Below are 22,486 nucleotides of genomic sequence, written 5' to 3'. Positions count from 1 at the left end.
ATTCTTCCAAGTATGCATCAAAGATGTTTGGGAAATGTTAGAGGGCTTTTAATGTTTAACCTTTTATTCCTTGTAGCCATTCTTGATAACATTCATCACAGAGCATTTCATTTCTATCCGTGTCAGTAACTTGAAACGTTACGACATGGATTTTTTTTTCTTCCGTGTCATCACTACAATAGAAGCATTGATGTGTCATTGGAAATCCTCCCAAACATATAAAGTGTTTATAGTTTAAAACGCCACGTTTTTTTTATACAGAAAACATGATGCAGCAGCTGATTGGTCTTCTTGGAAGAGTTTAGATTGAATAATCCAGTTGGGGTTCAACATACTAAACTTGTTCGCATCATTGATAAAACGAGGAGGGAAATACAATGCAAAACCAATATCAACAAGGTCAAGTACACCAGAACATGCAAACGGGTGCCATTCCCCCACAAATGAATCACGGTGGTCACGAAGTATTCGATGTACATGAAGTGTTGTCGGGAACAATTGGTACTTTAAATACGTATACTCTTTTGCGTCAGCATATCCAGGATCAGGAATTACTAGATATTCTGGATCGTCAATATCAGTTCATCCAAGATGAATATAATATTTCACTGGAGTGCTTCCAATCGGGCCAGGATCCTTCTAAACGGACTCAGAGCTACAAAATGAATCAAGGTAACGATTTTATATATGGATTGACACCAACTCAGCCAAAGAAACCTTTGCAATCCGTATCGGAAATTACGGATGAATGTATTTCAGGCATGATGCTTGGAGCTGTTAAGTCTGCAGCATCCATGAAAGCGATGGCAGCGCTTGAAATAACGAATCCGGTTGTTCGCCGCGTATTTGCAGATTCCGTTCCGAACTGCATTGAAATGGCATATGAGATTTCGATATATCAAAACAAACATCATTACTATCAAGTTCCGCAGCTTGCACAGCAGGATATGCAGCAAATGTTGAATTCATATGCACCCGCACAAGGAAATAACAACAACATGAGTCATTAAAAGCAACAGAAAGAAGGGATAGGACTATTTGTCCTATCCCTTCTTTCTTACTGTTTCATCTGATTTATATCTTGGATGCATTCCTGGACGAGGGTTACAGCCTGACTCATGGCAGCTCCTCCGCCGAATGCTGCGGTCACACCAATGGCTTCAAGAATTTCCTGTTCGGAACAGCCTTGATCAAGACATCCTTTTGTATGGTAGATAATACAGTATTCATCTTGTGAATATAAGCTTATTCCTAATGCGATAAGCTGTTTTTCTTTTTGGGATAATTGACCTTCTTTAAAGCACTCTTCCGTAAACGAATTGAATTTCTCTGCGAGAACAGGCATTTTTTGCGTAAAGGCACCGATTCCAGCTTTATAATCACGAAGAGCATTTTCAGTAGAATTGTTAGCTTCAAATTCCATTTTCCATTCAGCTCCATCCTAAATTTTTTTCATCAAAAATTAGTATGAGCTAAATGTTGGACGATTAAACAGAAACATGGGAGTTTAACTAAGTAATATGTAACCGTCCTTCCTACAAGGCAAGTGACCCCTTGGGCCAGGTGGCTTTGAACCATTGATAGCAAAGGATGCAAATAAGCGCAACGTCAATGGCATCACCCGCATAGTACATTAACATTCCTCCATTTTCCGCTTGTTCCTTTGTGACTCCGCTTGGAGGATGGGCAAAAATATACTTAGAAAGGATATCATGGCCGGCCAGTGAAATTGTAAATACGACAGCACGAAACATGAAGCTGAACCTGTGGGGCGTCGGGTCCATATAAATCATAGATGCAGTGAATAGATAACCCGCAATGAACACGTGAAAATGCACTAATGCATGTAGAAGGGCATTATGATGCATCAACCCATATAACTCAGTCGTATAAAGTATCCAAAGCCCCCCAATATTAAGCGCAGAGGCAGTGATTGGATTGCTTATAATGCGCAGCGGCCAACTTTTCAACACCTTTGAAAGGCGTCTTGCTGATTGTACATCAAGTGTTCGCAGTGCAAGAGTAATAGGTGCAGCAAACACGAGCAGGATGGGTGCAATCATTCCAAGCAGTAAATGGCCAACCATATGCGCCGTGAAGTCCATATGTGCGCGATTGGCTATGGGACCTATAATTGCAGAGGCTGCACAGATGGTGCCAAGAATCCAAAAGAGCGTACGGTATAAGGGCCATTTTTTATAGCGGCGATTCGAAATTACGGCAGCTGCGATATAAATCACTATAACAAGCGCCAAAAGAATCAATAAAATCGGTTCAAAACCAGCCCCATTATCATGAATATGTCCATTACTGTGCATTGCTGGTATCTTCTTTCATTTTAAGTAAGCTGCGCCTTGTTTGAATGACGAGGATAATGCCGATCAAGATCATGATTGTGGCTGCAATGTTCCAAATCAAGTCGTATGGGAGAATATCGACATTGTAACGGATTTGATGGAGACGCATGAGCTTGTGCTGGATGATTCCGTCATATAACTGAAAAGAACCTGCCCCGAGCAAAACTCCCCCTATCCACCTTTTCAGCCATAATCCCTTTCGACGGCGAAGGTCAGCGAACATGAATAACGACCCGACCGTTGCGAACCAGCTTAGGGCATGAAATAAACCATCCGAAACAAGCCCAATATTGGATGTGGACTTGTCATAGAAATGGTGCCAATGCAATAGTTGATGAAAGATGGCCTCATCGATGAATGCCACCAATCCGATCCCGAATAGAAAACCGGACCATAGATTACGAGCGGAATAAGTATAACGTAATTGTGAAATAGATTGATTTTTTTGATTTCGGGGCTTGAAATCCATTTTCCATCCTCCTTTTTAACCTTCCTATATATGGTTATTTCTACTTTACCCTGTATTGTAAAGTTATAGACAGGTAAATGGACCTTTTATAAATCTTATTTATTGAGGGATTCATAGCCCAAAGATAATCCTTGGCTTTTTAGTTCAGTAATGATTATTAATGGTATGTAAATTTTTTCTAATTATTGTTCATTATAACTGGATTCAGGTTTCAAGCATGGACAGGCGGGTAATAAAAAACCGTACATCATATAAAAAAAAGGAGGAGTTAATATGTTTCGCCATCAAAAAGAATTGCAATTTGAAGTTAAGGTAGATCGACCAGATCCGATGCTTGCCCGTCAAATTCAGGAAGTGTTAGGTGGACAGTTTGGAGAAATGACTGTCATGATGCAATATCTTTTTCAGGGCTTTAACTGCCGTGGAGAAGAAAAATACAAAGATATGCTGATGGATATTGGTACAGAGGAAATTGGACATGTAGAGATGCTTTGTTCGCTCATTAGTCAATTGCTTGATGGCGCTTCTCCGGAAGATCAAGCAGAAGCCGCAAAAGATCCTGCTACAGCAGCCATCATGGGTGGAATCAATCCCCAGCATTTGCTCGTAAGTGGTCTTGGGGGACTGCCAACCAACTCGAATGGGGTGCCTTGGAACGGATCTTATATTGTAGCCAGCGGAAATCTATTAGCGGACATGCGATCGAATCTTCATGCTGAAAGCCAAGGACGCCTTCAAGTGGCCCGTTTATATCATATGACCAAAGATGAGGGGGTACGTGCCACCTTCCGTAAAATGTTAGCCCGTGATCGTTACCACCAATATCAATGGATGGCGGCCATTGCAGAACTTGAAGAAAAAAATGGCGTTGTCGTTCCCGCGTCATTCCCACCGGAAGCGGAAATGGAATCTCAACCGGAAGCGTACGAATTCTGGAACTTGTCAGAAGGTAATGAATCAGCAGACGGACTGTGGGCAACAGGGAGCGCCCCAGATGGTACAGGAGATTTTGTTTATGTAGCTGAACCAGTTGCAAAAGGGCAGATTCCTAACCCTAAGGTTCCGGCAGCACAATTGCATCATGACCTGGATAGAAGTCAATCGCTTAATAAAAGATAATAGAAACTTTTCAAAAAATGCTCGATGGCCCCTAAAGGGACATCGGCTTTTTTTATTCTATCAACTACAAAACCTAATTATTTGCTTGTGGATATTTTTTGGAGTAGCATAGTTTCCATCTTCAAGACAAACCATTTTAAAAGTGTGGTCACTAATTTAATAGTAAGGAGTGGGACAAATGAAAGCAGTGGTAGTTAAAGAACCGGGTGGAGCAGATCAATTACTGTTTAAAGATTTTTCCAAGCCCATGCCCGGAAAAGGGGAAATATTAATTAAGGTGAAAGCCTCTGCTATAAATAGAACGGATATTGTTTCACGAGAAGGGAAATCCGGTTATATGGCAAACCCAATATTGGGGATTGAAGTTTCTGGGGAAGTGGTGGAAACAGGGGACGGTGCAAATATACAATTAGGGACAAGGGTGATGGGCCTTGTAAACGGCGGCGGTTATGCTCAATATGCCTTGATGCCGGCAGATAGAGCAATGAAGATCCCGGATAACTTGTCATTTGAAGAAGCGGCTGCGATTCCCGAAGTATTCTTGACGGCGTATCAAACCTTGTTTTGGTTAGGTGAATTGACGGATCAAGATACGGTATTGATTCATGCTGGCGGAAGCGGTGTAGGCACAGCAGCTATCCAACTGGCAAAAAAACTGACAAAAGCGAAGATCATCACTACAGCCGGCTCAAAGGGAAAATTGGAATTCTGTCACTCATTAGGGGCGGATATCTGTATCAATTATAAAGAACAATCTTTTGATGAGGAAGTAATGAAAGCTACAAATAATCAAGGAGTGGATGTTATCCTGGATTTCATCGGTGCTTCTTACTGGGAGAAAAACCTTAAAAGCATAAAAACTGATGGACGATGGGTACTGATAGGGATTCTAGGAGGAACTGTAGTCGAGAAGGTGAACTTGATGGAACTTCTCTTAAAAAGAGTTCAATTAAAAGGCACTCTATTAACTCCTCGAAGTGATGAATATAAAAAAGAGTTAACGGAAGAATTCGTTACAAAGGCCATGCCGTTGTTCCTCCAACATGAAATCAAGGCAATCGTGGATCATGTCTTCCCTTTTGAAGAGGTACAAAGGGCGCATGAACATATGGAAGCAAATAAGAATTTGGGTAAAATCATCTTACAGGTAAATGAGTGATTAAAGAAAACAGCTTCGAAGCATGTATGGAAAAGGTTACCCAGAATTGCGACATTATTGGGGCGGCCTCTTTTAATGGTGGTTGATAAGGAAAAAGTGGAATGTGGGTTTTGTTAATGGCATATCGTTGAAGAATTAATTATGGGCAAAGTATAATGAATATATACAAAGTCAAGATGCTCTTCATTGGTATCTGTTAAAATGGGGGAATCGTAATGAATGAACTGAATGCATTATTCAGGAAAAGAATAGGGCTCCAGGAAGATATGAAACTGACATTCGGGAAATTAGATGAAATTCTGGATAAAACCGCTAAAACCATTCCGTTTGAAAACTTATCAATCATGGCATCCCATCTAAGTGATATCAATAAAGCCAATATCATGAACAAAGTCCTCGTGAGGAATGAAGGTGGATTATGCTATGAATTGAATGCAGCCCTTTATTTTTTCCTGAAGGAAAATGACTTTGATGTATTCTTGGTTCGAGGTGTCATTTATAATCAGGGGTGGATGACCATAGGAAGGACCCATGTTACCATTCTATTGAACCATGAGGGCCAATCCTATCTGGTCGATACGGGTTTTGGCGGGAATCTACCATTAAAACCAGTTCCATTGAACGGTGAAACCGTCGTTTCCCAAAATGGTGAATTCCGAATAAAAAAAGAAAGTACCGACCATGGAGATCATATCCTTGAATTAAAACTGAAACATAAAGATCAGAATTGGAGAATAGGGTATGCTTTCGATTCTTCAAAACCCGTAGGAAATGTAGCGGAACTTAATGAGGTCCAAACGATCATCAGGGAAAATCCCCAGTCGCCATTCAATAAGCATCCATTAATCACCCGTTTGACAAACAACGGGAACATCACTTTAACTGATTCATCCTTTACACGGTGGGATGATGGGAAAGTGACAAAAGAAGAAATAGATGGAACACGATTTAAAGAGTTATTGAAACAGCACTTCGATAGATAGTGGAAAAGGACTGAATATCAAAGGAGTCCATACCGAAAGACTGTCCATTCTCGACAGTCTTTTTATGAATACAATGATCGTCGAGATCCCGCAGGTATACTGAGGTGAAGGACGAAAAAAATTGAAAACAGTCGAATAAAGTGCGTTGAAGGTCGAATAAGTTCGAGAACTACCGAATAAAGTGCGTTGAAGGTCGAATAAATTCGAGAACGGCCGGATAAAGTGCGTTGAAGGTCGAATAAATTTGAGAACGGCCGGATAAAGTGCTGTTAAGGATGAAAAAAATCGAGAACGGCCAAAAAAGGCTCCGGATGAAATCAACTGGATGTTTTTACTATTCATTAAATAGATTTGAATTCAGTGGGGTGAGAAGGATATGGAGAAAAAGAATCAATTGGTTTTTACTAGATCGAATGCTGCTGCTAAACGAAAATTCGATGAAGCGATCACCATTTTGGAATATAGCGTAATGCTCGTTGAGCTCTTTGGATTAGAAGAGTTTAATAATATAATTGCCGGACAGTTAAGGCTGATTTTATGTGAAACGAAAAATACGCGCATAAAGCGGGAAAAGGTCACGATTGATCAATCCTTAATAAAGAAAATCAATCCTAACCCAAGATTGTATCCTATTAAAGACTCCATTCAAATGAGCAATGTTATTACGGAAGACATCTTCGATTATACTAAACAGAGGATTGAGCTAAAGCTTTGGAGAAATCAAATTATCTATAAAACCGATATCGAAGGAAAAATACAGGAAATTAAAATCATTGATTTCATTAAGGAAACAGCTAATAAGATTGGCGGTGCACAAGCTGAATCAAGTTTCCCTAATAAGTCCATTATTTCGGATGGTCATACCAAAATCATGTTAATAGGAATAGCGAAAGGGTTATTCAAATCCATAGGCAGGGATTATAAAAAACATGCCTCCATGAACCTTTCACATATCATGCAAAAAATCGAACAATCAGCTTTGGGAGACTAAACATAAGAAGGACTTTTAGCAAAGTCCTTCTTGCTTCGTTTCCAAGCAATATCCGTTAGGATTGAATACCTCAAATAACCTCTATCAATAAACCATCTCTTTTTACTTCTGTTAAACCACTCCCGATAGCATGCTGTTCACTTTTATTATTAAAGGTATATAGAAAAATGGAATTAGATAACAAAACATTGAGACTTATATGTAAATGTAAAGACTTATTAAATTTACACTAAAATCCAGCTATAGACGCTTGAGATAATTTATAATGTTATTCCGTATATAGTTTCACGTGGAAAAATAGACTCAATATTGAACCTTACCCCATACAGATAAATCAACTAAAGATAAAAAGAAAGAGATGATGATATGAACGATTTTGATGAAAACTTTCCTGACGAATGGCTGGAACTAGTAACATTGGCAATGAAATCGGATGTTACAAAAGAGCAATTCAAAAAGTTTCTTCAAGAAAAGTCGAATAGCAATAAAAGTAGGGATTGTGGTGGCTAATGAACGCTTAAATTGAGGCAGGACTATTCCTGAAAAAAGTATGAAGCTTCACATCTTTTGTCACGAGTGTACTCCATATTTTCTGCATATTTAATTGGTAAGATGGATGTAATCTTAAGGGAGGTTTTATTCAATATGAAAAAAAGAACAAAATTGCCTATCATCTTATCATTATTATCAGCCCTGTTTTTAGTCCTTGGCGCATGTTCCAACAGCGATGATAAAAACAAAGAAGAAAAAAAAGAAAAGGAACATAGTGAAATGGACATGAACCATTCTAGCACGGGTGATGTCCCAGAAGGATTAAAAGCTGCAGAAAATCCAACCTATGAAGTTGGAAGTCAAGCGATTATCGAATCAGGTCATATGGAAAGCATGAAGGGGGCGGAAGCAACAATAGTGGGTGCCTTTGATACGACTGCTTATGCAATTTCTTATACGCCTGCAACTGGCGGAGAAAAAGTTGAAAATCATAAATGGATCATTCACGAAGAAATCAAAGATGCAGGTGAGAAAACATATGAACCGGGAGCGGAGGTCACAGTAAATGCTTCTCATATGGAAGGAATGAACGGGGCTGTCGCTGAGGTTGAATCTGCTGAAAAAACGACTGTTTATATGGTCGATTTCACACCAACTTCGGGAGGAGAAAAAGTGAAGAATCATAAATGGGTAACGGAAAGTGAATTATCAGCGTCTAAATGATTTAACATCATGAGTTCAAAAACAGAAGAAAAAAGGATTGGAAGCTCCTTCAGTTTGTGACAAAAGTGGATTCGGAATGGTCTCATCCCGAATCATGATTTGTAAAACAAGACTAAATTATCCTTATGTTTTTTACTATAATCCTGATTGGATTGAAGAGATTTGCGACACTCCTGCCGAATAACTGGCTAGCCGAGACCCCACAGGCGCTTGTGCCGAGGAGGCTTGGCAGACAGTCGGCGGAAAGGGAGTGAATCTCTGAAATCAACTGAACTATTTAAATAAAAAATGCAGGCAAACTTGATTTTCATTGAGTTTGTCTACAGTCTGAAGGAATGGTAAATTAATCCATTCCTTTTTTATTTTGCAGTGCATTGTAAAACTTTAGTATCTGTTAATATGGATTTATAGAAATGGAAAAAATGGGGTGCAAGTATGATGACTGGATTAACTATCAGACCTTTTATGGAAAATGACTACGAGGCGCTGAGCAATTATTGTTTACCTATAGAACAAGCAATCTATACTTCTTTACCTTTGAAAGTTATTGAAGACTTCAGGAAGGATAAATATAACCTCCCCATGGTCATTTATTTAGATGAGGATTTGATTGGTTGTTTTGCCTTATATACGGATAAAGCGGGAAATCAATATACAAGTAATGAGAATGCAATTCTTCTAAAATCATTCTCCTTGGATTTGCGCCATCAAAAAAAGGGGCTAGCTTTTAAGACTTTAAAAGTGTTGCCTGATATGATCAAACTAAGTCATCCAGATAAAGATGAGATTATTCTAACAGTGCATCATTCGAATTTTCCAGCGATAAATTTATATAAAAAAGCTGGATTCATTGATAAAGGATACAGATTCAATGGGGAAGAAGGGGAGGAATTTATTTTCCACTTTGCCCTGTATTAAACAAATGAAATACTTCGGGAGAGTAAGATGAAAGAAAAACAGGCACCCATGAGACGATCATCAGAAAACTTAAGAATTGGACAGTCCACGGAAAGGGGGCGGATTTCTGAAATCAATGGGTACGTTTTTCAAAGAAAAAAACTGTAGGCAAACCCGTTTTTCGAATTTGTCTACAGTCTGAAGCACTTAAACCTGAAGCACTTAAACGGTGCTTATTTATTTAGAAGGTATTCCATACGATATGATTCAGAATTCATGGAATCCATCCTGCAATTTCTAATAACGTCAGAACGATCTCAAAGACTATGAGGATTACAATGATCCATTCAACGAATAGTCCTCTGATCGAATGGCTGATGTTAGAAAACCCATCCATAATGTTATATAAAATTTCGGTTTTACTTTTCAGGATTTTATACCGATCATTCAATTCAAAAAAATCAAGCATGCTGTCATAAAATTCGCCGGCAATGCTGCTTGTCCATGTAATATCAGGTTTGTCCAGAATCATGATGTACGCTAGGGTATTATACTCGTGACGTACGATTTTTGCAGTCGTCCTCGCTAGTTCCTTATTACCGATTCTCAGCTTGCCTTTTTCCAGTCGGTCTATCATGGCTTCGAGCTTGTCGTGGATTTTTCCGAGTTGTTCCTCAGTTTTTTCAAGTGCCACCGATTTTGCGAGAATGGTGGAAATTAATTCAGGGTAAAAAAATTCATATTTAGGCACAACTACATATTCGTCTGTCAAATTGATGTTTTGAGTTTCACTGAAGTGAAGGCTGTAATCGTCTGTATATCTATCTAAATTGTCGAGATCAATAACCGGCTCGAAAGAATGGATAAAGGATGAAAACTCCTTAATCTCATTCGCGTGTGAGTAATTGATGAAGACAATGCTGCCAAAGGAAAAAACCAGCACCTGCTGCGATTCGTCCACATGTTTATTAAGGATGGAACTTAGAATATCGCCTTTAAGGATTAAAGGCTCTTCCCAGGTGAATTTTTTTGGAATGCCGCAATGAATGGCGATTTTGTTCAAATCGATTTCATTAGTGAGTGCAAATGCTTTAAAGGTAATTGGTTCCATCTATATCACTCTCTTCAGCAAATTGGTCTTTTTTCGATTCTATTCTATTCTTACAAAAACATGCTTGAATAATTCTTGAAGGTAGAAAAAAGTTCACTGACTGTTCAAGTGAATAAAGAAAGAGATCCTTATGATCTGGTAACTAAACGAATGATTTCCATTAAGGATAAAAAAATTTCAACAACAGAAAAATATGATTTCACAGTTTTTAAATAACCAATATTCCATAAATTTCTTCAGAAGGTATATGGATAAAAGATGAAAGTTTCGTAGAGATGTCATGAACATAAATTCCGCAATCCAGTAATATGTTCGTATGTTTTTTTAATAAAACAGGTATGTGCCTACTCTCACTTTGGCCAATGAACATCGTTTGATTTCTAACTGCTAAACCGCGTGTATAACCAAGGCATTTAAAAATATCTTCCTCATTTCTTTTTACTAGGAATTCACCTGAAACACAATAATACAGCTTATTATCATAATGAAGTAAGCTGTGAGGTTGAAGTAATTTATCATGACAAATCTTAATCACTTTTCTTTCCTGTAAAGAATATTCAAGAATCACACCTTGGTGGATTGTTTTATGAGGGAAATAATTTGCAAAAGAGAGGAAATTTTTCCTTGGAGGATATGAAAACATCGATACATATAGCTTATCATTTGCTATATACAAATCGTTGACGTGACAAACATCGTCATTTTCAGGTGAAAATCTAATTTCATCAATTCTTTCCAAATCGTTTTCCAAATCATAAACACCAATTGAGTTAGTTTTGGTTTCAATAATATAAGCTTTATCATTATCTATTGCTACACCATGTAAATCTAATTCTGTAGATAAAGCCTTATTCTTAATAACCTTTAAATTTTCATCCAATATGAAGATTCCATGAGAATTGGAAATTACGACAAAAGAGCTGCCGTATTTTGTAATGCCTGTGCATCCAACATTTAAAATCTTTTTTATTTCATAGTGTTGTTGTTTAAATTGGACTAAATATAGACCGCCTTCATGATTGCAGCATGAAATTAATAATTTACAATCATCTATGGGTATCATGTAAGAATCGCACCTCATTTTTTTAGACTATTCATTTTCTTATATAGTATGAATATTTATTGTAATGGTGTAGACAAGTTATGGGGGGAATAGTGGACTTTTTATAACTGATTAAAACGTTTTGAAATGGGATTTATGCCCTGCACTTTCAAGTCCTATTAATAGACTTAAAATACACTGGTTTATATGCTAGAGGGCGTTTCCGCTAAATGGAACGCCCTCCTTCTTTATGTTGCTGTTTATTTGCCATCCACCTTCATGCTATTACTGATGCTCCCAGTCATGTCATTAATGAAACTTTACAAAAGCCGATAAAAGTTCATGAAAACTTTACTTTTATTTACAGAATTCTCATATTGATGTCAATATTCAGTAATACATGTTTGTTATAATCGGTTGACGGTTTTAAAGGCGATTGGAAAAGAGTCTCTTAAAAATCCTTCATTTACAGATAAGTAGCAGGCCGATTGAAGATGACTGAATAGTAGGAGTGAACAAAAATGGAGGAATCTATAAATCTATATGAGCTTACATTTAGTGAAAAAGATAGATATGTAATCATTACGAATGCTTATCCACATGAAGATCAGTTATATCGGAATGGGTTTATCCACCGAAGAGTCAAGGCTTATCTGGATGAGGGTTTGAAGGTTGATGTCTTTGTTTTGCATCCTGCCTATAAAAAAGCAGAAAAGTATACGTATGAAGATGTGCCTGTTTATCGTGGAACTGAACAGCATCTGCGCATTTTCTTAAATCATAAAGTACATAAAAAAGCGCTCATTCATTTTGTTAATCCAAAAATGGTACAAGCGATAAAAGAAACGAACACAGATTTACCGATTATTACCTGGATACATGGATTTGAAACGGAGGCATGGCATAGAAGGTGGTTTAATTTTCTTGAAAGCCCTGAAAGCTTGCGGAAGATACTTGAAATGTCGGACGACTATTATGTAGCACAGCTTTCTTTCATGAATTGGTTTTATCAAACGGATGAGTTGGATACAACCTTTGTTCATATTTCCAAATGGTTCAAAGAACATATAGCGGAATGTGATGCTAGAGCAGAATCGAAAAATTCAGTAATCATTCCTAATGTAATAGATGACAATCTCTTTACCTTTATTGAAAAGCCAGTTGAAATGCGGACAAGAGTCCTTTCAATCAGGCCATACGCTTCGCGAAAATACGCCAATGATTTATCGGTGAAAGCAGTTCTTGAACTATCGAAGAGACCATACTTCGATAAGTTGGAATTTGCATTTTATGGTGATGGAAAATTATTCGATCAAACCGTTGAGCCAATCAGCGATTTTGAGAATGTAACGATTCATAAAGGTTTCCTATCTCAGGACCAAATCGCTGCATTACATAAGGAGTATGGAATTTTCCTTTGCCCGACCCGTTTGGATTCTCAAGGGGTTTCAATGTGTGAGGCAATGTCGAGTGGGCTAGTGCCGGTTTCAACAGATATTACGGCAATCCCGGAATTCGTTAAACATGACGTTTCTGGCCTTCTAACAAAACCTGAGTCTCCTATCGAAATTGCCGATGCAATAGAGCGCTTATATTACAACCCGGACGTATTTTTAAGAGTGTCAAAACAAGCTTCTCAGTCGATTCGAGAAAAATGCGCGGTAGATGTTGTTATTAAAAGAGAATTGGAGATTATCCAAGGTTAATGGAAGGGAGTTTTTTCAATATGGACGAACGAAACGAATATTGGAAAACTATGTACGAGGAACTCGAATTACAAATGAAAGACATGATGTCCATGACATTGGAGCTCATAGAGGGCAATGGCACTGAAAAACAAAAAAACATTGAGAACATGACAAAAGAAAACAATATGCTGCGAGAAGAATTAGAAAAAAGTAAGATGGCCCAAAAAGAAAATATTAAGCTTAACAAAGAAATACAAAGACTTAAGTTATTAGAACACAAATTCAACGTTACATATGCAGGGAAATTCACGTTAAAATATCTTGCGCTTAAATCATCTATTAAAGAACAAATAAAAAAATAAAAGATTCATATCAGATTTCAGTCATTGGAGTGAAAACTTTGAATTCACATGAACTAGTTGAAAACAGAAAAATGAAGGTACTTCTATTTGGCTTTATTGACATGAATTCAATGGATGGATCTGCAGTATTTTTATCTTCCTTAACATCGACCATTGCGCTAGATTCCAACATCGAAGTTGACTTACTTCTAGCTAGCCCAGTCAAACGTGATATATTAATTCAGCCTCTTGAGAAATTTGATAATATAACCATTCTTAATCCTTTTGTTGATCCTTTTTTCAGTGCCACCGATGATGAATGGGTAAAAAAAGGTGTCATTGATTTTGATATAGCTGAAATGCTCATTTCTCATTATTGGAATCAAAAGGAATATGATTGGCTATTTGTTAGAAGCATTGAGACTGTTGAAAAAATAGCAAAGCATAAGCATATCATAAAGAATACATTGGTTTATGCTACAGGGTTGACTCATATAGGCCAGGATGTTAATGAAGAAAAATTTGAGAGCATCAAAAATATATATGAACAGTGTGCGTATTTCTTATGTCAAACAGAAGAGATGTGCGAATTTGTCATTGAAATTCTTAATTTGAATAAAGAAAAAAACAAAGTTTCCCTGCTTACCCCGATGATACCCAATGTTGAATCAGCGGAAGGGCAGACACAGTTAAAAAACAAACTTGTATATACAGGGAAATTCGACCCGGATTGGAAGACCATTCCCATTATTACTGCTTTTAAAGAATTAAAACGCGAGATTCCGAATCTATCACTTGATGTAGCGGGGGATAAATTCAAATGGGTTAAAGATGATTCTCAGTTTAAGGAAGAAGCGGCATACCTTCTTAAAAATACAGATGGTCTTACATGGTACGGGGCATTGACAAGGGAGAATGCCCAACAATTAATCGTGAACAGTGATATTGGGATAACCTGGAGAAGTGAGGAAATGGACAGCAGTCTGGAACTGTCTACAAAGCTATTGGAGTATGGGATTTTAAGGAAGGCTGTAATAATGAATCCAACCAAAATGCATATAAAGCTTTTTGGCGAAGATTACCCGTTATATGCCGTTACAGAGAAGGATTTTCGTGACACTGTCAAATTAGCACTATGCAACAAGGATATATATGAGTTTGCGGCAAAACGAATGTATCAGGTCAGCAGGCAGTTTTTATTTTCGGAAGCAATAAAAAAACTGCAAGTACTATTATGGAGCAAGCGTATTACAGATTTTGTAGAGCAAAGCACAAATATGTTTTATATTGATGTAGATGACATTGATGAACTGAATAAGCATGCACCATCAAATAAAGTGAAAAAATTGCCTGCAGAGTTAAATGTTGACGAAGTTTTCACCTACATCGTCAAAAACATACCTGAAGAAATAAGGCGAGTCGAAAAACTGTTTAAACTGTCTGGATATGGTCAAATCATTTCAGCAGAAAAAGCCGGATGTTATACATTTCTCCACATCCATAAAAGTTATGGAAACTTTGAACTAAATTTTCAAAATAACATGCCATATTTAAAAACTATAGGATTTGAAACCTATGGAAATCCTAAATTAAAGCCAAAAGATGTGGAAATTTCAATGAAGGAACGGGCAACTGCTGATAAAGAAAAATATGATATGAAAGGGAAAAATAAAGAATTAGCTAAAGAAGTAAAGCAATTAAAAAAACTGAACACAGTTCAACTTAAACAAATTACTAAGCTAGAAAAACAAAACCTGGCACTTGGACGTAAATATGATTCACTTTCGAAGTCGAAAATGGGTAAAATGACATTCAAGTATTGGGATTTAAGAAAAAGGCTTAACTTTTAAGAAGGTAAGCGTGCAACAAAATAAAAGACCATGCAATGGGGGATACACTTCTTTAACTATATATATTTTCAAATGAAAGCCCCTGAATGCTGCTTTGCTTACAGGGGCCTTTGTCATTTATCGAAAAAAGGAGCAAGGATTCTTGCAAACTTTTTATGTATGTTATCGATTTCTGCAGTATGTATAAAGCTGAAAGCTCAATAAACTATCTGGGAATTCCCTTTATAGATGTTATAATATTCTGAAAAAGGAGGAGAGATGATGGAGGAGATTGTGGTAAAAGCGATTCAAGATGATTATCCGGATGCATTTGCATGGTGTTATGGATGCGGTCGTTTAAACGAAGAGGGTCATCACTTTCGAACCGGTTGGCAAGGTGAGCAAACAAGGACAATTTATACACCACGTCCAGAGCATGTCGCAATTCCCGGATTTGTTTATGGCGGCTTGATTGCTTCTTTAATTGATTGTCATGGAACAGGCTCTGCTGCTATTGCCTTGCATCGTAAAAATGGACATGAAATTGGAGATGGAGTGGAGCCTCCCAGGTTTGTGACTGCATCACTGAAAGTGGAGTTCGTAAAGCCAACCCCAAATGATGTGCCATTAACAGCCGTTGGGACGATTCATGAGGTTCATCCAAAGAAATGGAGAATCGAAACAGAGGTATTTGCCATCGATAAACTTTGCGCCCGTGGAGAGGTAATCGCTGTGGTGATGCCAAGTACTTTTACAAGCAAAGAGTGATCCGGACCATTGGAACAGGTCAATAGTAAGCTGATTTATAAAAAAGGATTCAAAAGCAGGAATAGATTTTTTGTATTAAAGGGCCGTCCAATTTTTTGGACGGTTATTTAGTGTATCTGAGTATCCATTTATAGCATGTTATCGCTAGTAAGTTGCGTGTAGCTGGAAATCACAAGCGAAATATCTAGATATTAATATACTTACATTATAAGCAAAGGGAGGTCGCAGAGATGAAAATAAACGTAGAGATAGATGAGGAGATCAAGGCGATAGAGGTGCTTATCCGAAATCACGAATGGAATGAGGAAGTCCAGGAACTGATGGAGCGTTTGAAGGAGAGGAAAAGACCGTATTTTGTCGGCAAAAAAGAAGAAATGCAGCATATCTTCCGGGCAGAAGAAATTATCTGTTTGTTTACAGAGCAAGATTCCATAATGGTGCGGACGAAACATGGTACTTTCGAAATGAAAGAACGGTTATATGAACTGGAAAGGGACCTTCCTCGTAATCAATTCGTGCGATTGTCCAAGTCAGTGATTGCCAACTTAGATGAGTTAAGCAGATTCGAGGCATCTTTCAACGGGACCTTATGTGTGTATTTTCGATCAGGGGAAAAAGAATATGTTTCTCGGCACTATGTTCAAGGAATCAAGAAAGCATTTCAATGGAAAAGGAAGGGATTATGATGAAAACACTATTATTCCGTAGCTTTGTTGGAATTTGTTTTGGGGCACTCGTGATGGTGCTGACATGTTTTGGAGTGATCGCTTTTGGGGGTTCATTAGACAGTGGAATATTTGTGAAAAACGCGATAGGCTGCATATTATGTGGGTGGTTCTTCAGCACGGCAACACTCTTCTTTGAAAATGAAAAATGGAGTTTGTTATTTCAAACCATTCTGCACTTCCTTACTGTCAGCATTCTTTACTTCCTATTATCTTTCTTTGTTGGTTGGATTCCATTCAGCTTAAAAGGATTAGCTATAGGAATTGGGGTTTTCATACCATTCTATATGATCATCTGGACCGTATTCTATCTCTACTTTCGCTTCCAAGTGAAAATATTGAATGATGGACTTGATAAAAGAAGGAATTGAGAGCGGATGTGGATTTAAATAAAGAGACACCGCTCCCTGTCGTAACGGTGTCTCTAATTCATTTCTTAATTTTGTATCATTATCATTTCATCATAGATTAAGTTTTGTCTAAGCTCAGTTGCTGTTTGCATGGATATTTGCTCATCTTCAACCATTTGCTGAATGATATCACGTTCGATTTGCATTGCAATCAACTGAAAATGACTCACCATCTCTTCAAAGCGGTTTGCTTCTTTTTCACTTAATGTTCCGAATGGATTCAAATAACGATTATATCTTTGAATGACAAGCATCACTTCATGACGGTTTTCAGGTGTAGTTTGTTGTTTGATCAATGAAATGGCTTCCTTAGAAGCTTCTTTTTGGGCTTTGCGGAACTCCCGGATCAGGTCCGCGTTTTTAACGATGGAGTCCTCTAATTTCGCTTCCCATTTCTTATCCCATTTGACATTGATCTTTTTCTTGAAAAGAATCGCCTGCAAATTGATCAAAGCCCTTTTCAGCGAAGATTTTTGCATATAATTTAAGGTTCTTGAAAGATACACTTTATAAAGTTCTAAGGCTGTTTCAGATATAGTTCCTTTTTCGACTAGTCCAGAAACGACTTCCAATTCCTTATTGGCCCCTACCTCCACTAAATCGCGTATTGTCCGATTATCGGGTCTGTTCGTGATTCCCCGTTCCAAATCAATCAGTTGTTCATTCAAATCTTCCATTACTTGATTGACAGCTTTCTGATTATCCATGGTTGCTTCTTTGCTTAGCTGATTGATCGTTTTATTTAAAACAATTTCATAAGCCTCCTCAGAGGTTAGGCGTTCATCTTTGAATTCAATCGGTGTCTTTACCAGTAATGGCAAGAGAACCGTAGCCAATGTGACGCTTAACAATATAACGCAAGCTGCGATGAACAAGACTGTATTACGCATCGGGAATAAAGTGTCATCTGGCATAAAATATGGTATGGATAAAGCTGTAGCTAATGTAATGGTTCCATGAATGCCGCAAACGGATGTCAAAAATGCAAATCGTGGTCTTGAAACATTCTCATCATCAGTGTCCTCGCTATCTTCTGGGTGAACCCTGGACATAATGAATTGCTCTAATGGATTCACTCTGTTTTTCGTAAAAGTATCATGCAGAAAGTATACCCAAATAAAACGGATCATCAATAATAAAAGAACAATCAAAACACTTATTCCAAAAAGATTACCCCTATTTATGTTGGACTCAATTTCCTGATAAACACTCGGCAACATAAATCCTAATAAAGCAAATACAAGTCCATTCAAAACATAACCTAATACAGACCATGTATTAGATGATACAATTTGCAATTTAGTTGTGGAATTCTGAAGGCGATCCCGCTCGATGCCATGAATTACACCTGCGGCAACCACTGCCAAGATTCCGGAAACATGGAATTCTTCAGCTACCATATATATGACAAAAGGCGTAATTAGCTCAATAACAATAGACATGGAGATTTCTTCAAGTCCATGAACCCGTAAAAATAATCGTAATTTGACGATTAAGTAGCCCAATAGGATACCTATGAAGATACCGCCTATAGCTACAAATATAAAATTAAGCGAAGCATCCTTTATTGAAAATGCTCCAGTTAAGGCAGCTGCCAGGGCAACTTTAAAAGCCACGATTCCAGCAGCATCATTGAAAAGTGATTCACCTTCAAGGATGGGCATCATATTTCCGGGCAATTTCAATCCTTTTGTAATCGATTGTACCGCTACAGCATCCGTAGGGGTAATTGTAGCTGCTAAAGCAAAGGCAACAGCCATCGGCATATCAGGTATTAACCAGTGGATGAAGAAACCTCCTGCAAAAACAGTCACAAATACTAACCCAAATGCCAATAACAGAATAGGCTTACGCAATTCAAGCATTTCTTTACGGGACGTATTTTTTCCTTCTGTAAAGAGTAATGGAGCAATAACACAGATCATGAATAATTCTGAATGAAAATCCAACGATAATTGAAATGGCAATAATGAAAGCACTGCACCCATGGATATCTGATATATCGGTAGTGGAATACGAGGCCATATGGCATTTAATATTGTAGCGATTATTGTGGACACCAATAATCCGAGCAATGTGATTAAGAATGACATAGAATCTCCCTTATCTTCTAATGTTTTAGTCTGATTGCCCATGAAACTTATTTAAAAAGAAAAAAAGAGGTATTTTAAAGCGAATATCCATCCTTAAAAAATAACCCCCATTTTATGGTCTTGCGTAGCTGTTCAAAAAACACTATTTAGCGAGAGACAGTATTTTAATATATAGCCTCGATTTTTGATATACCCCTTAGTTATTAATTACAAACAGGATATCACAAGAGTTTACGGTTTATTCAAAATCAACTTATAACATAGCTTTTCAAACATGCTAATGAAAATTAAGTTCATGCCGGGCACAGGATTTTCTGTATAAAATACCCTTAATGAAGAAACATAGAAAAATGGAGTTAGAGCGACCTGCAAAAAAATGGGGGTAACCAGCTTGATTCGTAATGTGGGCAAATTGTTAAGGAAAACGAAAGAAAAAAAATCCAGTGTACAAAATAATTACCAAGATTCTAAGCCTGCAGATTCACTTGATGTGAATTTCAGCCGAAATGTAGAAACACTTCGTTCAGTTTATGATAATTGCTCGGATGTCATGTTCCGTTCGTTCTTACTTTTCGGAAAGACGAGAGCCATGCTTATTTACATTGCGGGACTCTCAGACATCGAGGCGATAGAGCAGTATGTTCTATCTCCACTCATGCAAGAGTCATCAAAAGAGCCACAGCCATTAAATGAGTTTATTGAACATAAAATGCCCGTTCCTAAAGTGGTAAAAGTGAATATGTTGGCGGACTGCATTGAATCGATTTCCACTGGAAACCCGATCCTTCTATATGAAGGGGAAAGCGATGGATTTTCTTTAGGATTGTCCAAATGGGAAAAGCGGGCGATTGAAGAACCTATGGCAGAGGGGGGAGTTAGGGGGTCACGAGAGGGATTTATTGAATCTCTAGAGGTAAATACGTCCCAATTGCGACGTATTATTAAAAGTCCTGCCCTTAAAATACAATCGATGAAGATCGGAACTTATACCAGGACGAATGTTTCGATTGCTTATATTGATGGACTAGCGGATAAAACACTGATTGAAGAGATTACAACTCGGTTGGAACGAATTAAAATAGACGGTATTTTAGAAAGCGAGTACATCGAGGAAATGATTGAGGACAATCCGTATTCACCTTTCCCTCAGATCATGACGACAGAACGGCCGGATGTAGCCTGTTCTTGCTTGCTGGAGGGACGGGCTGTCATTCTTGTAGAAGGAACCCCTTTTACTTTAATTGCACCAATATCCTTCTTTTCTTTGATTCAATCACAAGAGGATTATGCTCAACGTTTTATGGCAGGCACCTTTATCCGTTGGTTACGTTATATTTTTATGGGATTATCTCTTTTGCTTCCGTCCCTATATGTTGCTATTTTGACGTTCCATCATGAGGCGGTCCCAACCGCACTCCTGCTAAGCAGCGCGGCATCACGGGAATCGGTCCCTTTTCCTGCAATAGTAGAGGCATTGGCTATGGAAATTACCTTTGAAGCACTAAGAGAGGCAGGGGTTCGATTGCCGAAGCAGGTAGGTTCTGCTGTCAGCATTGTTGGAGCGCTAGTGATTGGTCAAGCTTCCGTACAAGCGGGGTTGGTTTCAGCGCCAATGGTCATTGTAGTTGCGATTACGGGAATCGCTTCTTTTATGATGCCTCGTTATATTGCCGGAATTGCTTTCCGGATGCTGCGTTTTCCTATGATGCTGCTTGCCGGTACATTAGGACTGCTTGGTATCATGATGGGGATCATTGCCATAGTCATTCACTTATGCAGCTTGCGTTCCTTCGGCGTTCCCTACTTAACGCCACTGGCACCGTTAAAAGATCAAGAGCTGAAAGATGTGCTGTGGAGGGCTCCTTGGTGGAAGATGACTACACGTCCGCGCCTCACAGGGGATTCTAATGTATACCGTCAACCTCCGGAGCAGGGACCAAATCCAAAAAGGGGAAGTGAAACGGAGTGAATAATGGTTGGAGGCGAACAAAGATATTGGAGAAAGTAAAGAGGCGTCATTTCATGAAAAGCGTCCTTCTTTTGCTCGGTATTTGTGGAACAACCCCTTTTCTAAGCGGTTGTTGGGATCGAGTGGAAATCACTGATTTGGCGATTGTCACAGCAGCCGCCATCGATAAGAACGATAATGATCACATCGAACTATCCGTCCAAGTTTTTATTCCAAGTTCAATAAGTGGTGGAGGCGGCGGTCAAGGAGGAGGGAGCAGTCAAGGAGGGGGTGCGGTTACGACATTGGTAAGATATGAAAAAGGCTCTAATATTTCAGATGCATTGTCAAAGCTTCAGAGCAAGCTTCCGCGAAAAGTATTTTGGGGACATTGTAAAGTATTTGTATTCGGTGAACAGTTAGCGAAGGAAGGAATTCAAGAGCAGCTGGATTTTCTGCTGCGCCATCCGCAGCCAAGAGAGAAAGCAAATGTGTATGTCAGCAAAGGGAAAGCAAAGCCTATTCTTGAATCTTTGCCACCCCTGGAAAACTATTCAGGCGAAGTGCTTAGAGAACTATCTGATTTACATATCGGGATGCTGGTAACACTGCAGGATTTAGATGAAATGTTAACGGGTATACCTCAAGCGGCCGCACTTCCATTCGTTAAAATTTTACCCCCAGGGAAAGGGCAAACGAAATTACAGGGAATTCCTTACATTGTCGGGACAGCCGTGTTCAAAAAAGATAAAATGACTGGGATGATGACGGAAAAAGAAACAAGAGGGCTATTGTGGTTAAGGGATGAAGTGGAATCATATACCGTGACCATAAAACCCAAAGGGGTGAAAGGGAAGATATCTTTAAGTCCAGTGTCAGCCAAAGTCAAGATCATTCCGCAAATTATCAACGAAGAATGGAAATTATTGGTGAAGGTAAATACAGATGGATCTGTTATACAAAATGGAACGAATTTAAACCTTTCAAATCCTAAGTCTCTAAAAGCTGCAGAACGGGCATATCAAAAAGATATAGAAAAACGCATCGAGATGGCTTTTCTGAATACTCAGCATAAGAAAGCGGACATTTTAGGGTTAGGTAAAGATTTCTATAGGAAATATCCTAAACAGTTTAATAAGGTCGATAACCACTGGGATGAGATATTCTCAGAAATGGAAGTGGAAGTCGATGTTGCGGCCCATATTCGAAGACAGGGCTATATAAACAAACCGGCAGGATTGTCTGAGGAAGAGGTGAAGGACAAATGAGATGGGGGGCTTTTTTTTGTACAAGCGTGGTTGTAGCTCTAATCATTTTGTATGAATGGCCGAGAATGAAACA

23 protein-coding genes are annotated in these 22,486 nt (G+C 38.4%); 16 read left to right on the top strand and 7 right to left on the bottom strand.

Features of this window, described 5'->3' with window-relative positions; genetic code table 11:
* Nucleotides 1-55: 55 nt before the first annotated feature.
* Entirely contained in the window at nt 56-199 is a 144-nt protein-coding gene (locus OSJ91_RS23585; protein WP_241593859.1) for a hypothetical protein, read from the bottom strand.
* Nucleotides 200-377: 178 nt separating this feature from the next.
* Between OSJ91_RS23585 and OSJ91_RS23580 the strand changes: the two genes are divergently transcribed.
* Entirely contained in the window at nt 378-1,010 is a 633-nt protein-coding gene (locus OSJ91_RS23580; RefSeq protein WP_350300212.1) for a spore coat protein, read from the top strand.
* Between the two features lie 47 nt (nt 1,011-1,057).
* On the opposite strand, the gene OSJ91_RS23575 is transcribed toward OSJ91_RS23580, so the two are convergent.
* The 3 genes from OSJ91_RS23575 to OSJ91_RS23565 form a co-directional block, all read right to left on the bottom strand.
* Nucleotides 1,058-1,423, bottom strand: a complete 366-nt coding sequence (locus tag OSJ91_RS23575) for a carboxymuconolactone decarboxylase family protein (protein WP_350300211.1) — start codon at nt 1,421-1,423, stop codon at nt 1,058-1,060.
* Nucleotides 1,424-1,535: 112 nt separating this feature from the next.
* Nucleotides 1,536-2,318: a cytochrome c oxidase assembly protein gene (locus tag OSJ91_RS23570; RefSeq protein WP_485890556.1), complete on the bottom strand. Its 783-nt coding sequence runs from the start codon at nt 2,316-2,318 to the stop codon at nt 1,536-1,538.
* Nucleotides 2,308-2,826, bottom strand: a complete 519-nt coding sequence (locus OSJ91_RS23565) for a DUF2243 domain-containing protein (protein ID WP_350300209.1) — start codon at nt 2,824-2,826, stop codon at nt 2,308-2,310. The genes OSJ91_RS23570 and OSJ91_RS23565 overlap by 11 nt, the downstream gene beginning before the upstream one ends.
* A gap of 273 nt (nt 2,827-3,099) precedes the next feature.
* On the opposite strand from OSJ91_RS23565, the gene OSJ91_RS23560 reads away from it, so the two are divergent.
* From OSJ91_RS23560 to OSJ91_RS23530, 7 genes are all read left to right on the top strand, one after another.
* Nucleotides 3,100-3,945, top strand: coding sequence for a manganese catalase (locus tag OSJ91_RS23560; protein ID WP_034305265.1), 846 nt, complete (start codon nt 3,100-3,102; stop codon nt 3,943-3,945).
* Between the two features lie 178 nt (nt 3,946-4,123).
* Nucleotides 4,124-5,104, top strand: a complete 981-nt coding sequence (locus tag OSJ91_RS23555; protein WP_485890555.1) for an NAD(P)H-quinone oxidoreductase — start codon at nt 4,124-4,126, stop codon at nt 5,102-5,104.
* A 215-nt stretch (nt 5,105-5,319) separates the two neighbouring features.
* A complete protein-coding gene (locus OSJ91_RS23550) occupies nt 5,320-6,087 on the top strand; it encodes an arylamine N-acetyltransferase family protein (RefSeq protein WP_485890554.1) in 768 nt (255 codons plus the stop codon).
* Nucleotides 6,088-6,463: 376 nt separating this feature from the next.
* Nucleotides 6,464-7,078, top strand: a complete 615-nt coding sequence (locus OSJ91_RS23545) for a hypothetical protein (RefSeq protein ID WP_350300206.1) — start codon at nt 6,464-6,466, stop codon at nt 7,076-7,078.
* 366 nt (nt 7,079-7,444) lie between these two features.
* Nucleotides 7,445-7,588 (top strand): anti-repressor SinI family protein, encoded by a 144-nt coding sequence (locus tag OSJ91_RS23540; protein WP_485890553.1) that lies wholly within the window; start codon nt 7,445-7,447, stop codon nt 7,586-7,588.
* Nucleotides 7,589-7,723: 135 nt separating this feature from the next.
* A complete protein-coding gene (locus OSJ91_RS23535; protein ID WP_485890552.1) occupies nt 7,724-8,293 on the top strand; it encodes a YdhK family protein in 570 nt (189 codons plus the stop codon).
* A gap of 435 nt (nt 8,294-8,728) precedes the next feature.
* Nucleotides 8,729-9,211, top strand: coding sequence for a GNAT family N-acetyltransferase (locus OSJ91_RS23530; protein ID WP_485890551.1), 483 nt, complete (start codon nt 8,729-8,731; stop codon nt 9,209-9,211).
* Between the two features lie 253 nt (nt 9,212-9,464).
* Here the strand turns inward: OSJ91_RS23530 and OSJ91_RS23525 are convergent, their stop codons facing one another.
* Both OSJ91_RS23525 and OSJ91_RS23520 read right to left on the bottom strand, forming a co-directional pair.
* Nucleotides 9,465-10,301 carry an RMD1 family protein gene (locus tag OSJ91_RS23525; protein ID WP_485890550.1) on the bottom strand — a complete coding sequence of 279 codons (837 nt, stop codon included), beginning with the start codon at nt 10,299-10,301 and terminating at the stop codon, nt 9,465-9,467.
* A gap of 208 nt (nt 10,302-10,509) precedes the next feature.
* Nucleotides 10,510-11,364 (bottom strand): DUF4915 domain-containing protein, encoded by an 855-nt coding sequence (locus OSJ91_RS23520; RefSeq protein ID WP_485890549.1) that lies wholly within the window; start codon nt 11,362-11,364, stop codon nt 10,510-10,512.
* 500 nt (nt 11,365-11,864) lie between these two features.
* Here OSJ91_RS23520 and OSJ91_RS23515 point away from each other — a divergent pair, with 500 nt between their 5' ends.
* From OSJ91_RS23515 to OSJ91_RS23490, 6 genes are all read left to right on the top strand, one after another.
* On the top strand, nt 11,865-13,049 hold the full coding sequence (locus OSJ91_RS23515; RefSeq protein WP_413019634.1) for a glycosyltransferase family 4 protein: 1,185 nt from the start codon (nt 11,865-11,867) through the stop codon (nt 13,047-13,049).
* A gap of 20 nt (nt 13,050-13,069) precedes the next feature.
* Nucleotides 13,070-13,393 (top strand): hypothetical protein, encoded by a 324-nt coding sequence (locus OSJ91_RS23510; protein WP_485890548.1) that lies wholly within the window; start codon nt 13,070-13,072, stop codon nt 13,391-13,393.
* A 38-nt stretch (nt 13,394-13,431) separates the two neighbouring features.
* Entirely contained in the window at nt 13,432-15,222 is a 1,791-nt protein-coding gene (locus OSJ91_RS23505) for a glycosyltransferase family protein (protein WP_485890547.1), read from the top strand.
* A 261-nt stretch (nt 15,223-15,483) separates the two neighbouring features.
* On the top strand, nt 15,484-15,969 hold the full coding sequence (locus OSJ91_RS23500) for a PaaI family thioesterase (protein ID WP_485891939.1): 486 nt from the start codon (nt 15,484-15,486) through the stop codon (nt 15,967-15,969).
* 230 nt (nt 15,970-16,199) lie between these two features.
* A complete protein-coding gene (locus OSJ91_RS23495; RefSeq protein ID WP_485890546.1) occupies nt 16,200-16,655 on the top strand; it encodes a LytTR family DNA-binding domain-containing protein in 456 nt (151 codons plus the stop codon).
* On the top strand, nt 16,652-17,065 hold the full coding sequence (locus OSJ91_RS23490; RefSeq protein ID WP_485890545.1) for a DUF3021 domain-containing protein: 414 nt from the start codon (nt 16,652-16,654) through the stop codon (nt 17,063-17,065). Before OSJ91_RS23495 ends, OSJ91_RS23490 begins: the two co-directional genes overlap by 4 nt.
* 65 nt (nt 17,066-17,130) lie before the next feature.
* Here OSJ91_RS23490 and OSJ91_RS23485 read toward each other — a convergent pair whose 3' ends face one another.
* A complete protein-coding gene (locus OSJ91_RS23485) occupies nt 17,131-19,197 on the bottom strand; it encodes a Na+/H+ antiporter (protein WP_485890544.1) in 2,067 nt (688 codons plus the stop codon).
* 376 nt (nt 19,198-19,573) lie between these two features.
* On the opposite strand from OSJ91_RS23485, the gene OSJ91_RS23480 reads away from it, so the two are divergent.
* Together OSJ91_RS23480 and OSJ91_RS23475 are read left to right on the top strand one after the other, a co-directional pair.
* Nucleotides 19,574-21,166, top strand: coding sequence for a spore germination protein (locus OSJ91_RS23480; protein ID WP_434547750.1), 1,593 nt, complete (start codon nt 19,574-19,576; stop codon nt 21,164-21,166).
* A gap of 26 nt (nt 21,167-21,192) precedes the next feature.
* The gene (locus OSJ91_RS23475) at nt 21,193-22,413 is read left to right on the top strand and encodes a Ger(x)C family spore germination protein (protein ID WP_485890543.1); all 1,221 of its coding nucleotides are present in this window, start codon (nt 21,193-21,195) and stop codon (nt 22,411-22,413) included.
* The last annotated feature ends 73 nt before the right edge of the window (nt 22,414-22,486 follow it).

This window comes from Bacillus sp. T-10(2022) (assembly GCF_056502895.1).
This window is presented reverse-complemented; position numbering and strand designations above follow the sequence as displayed.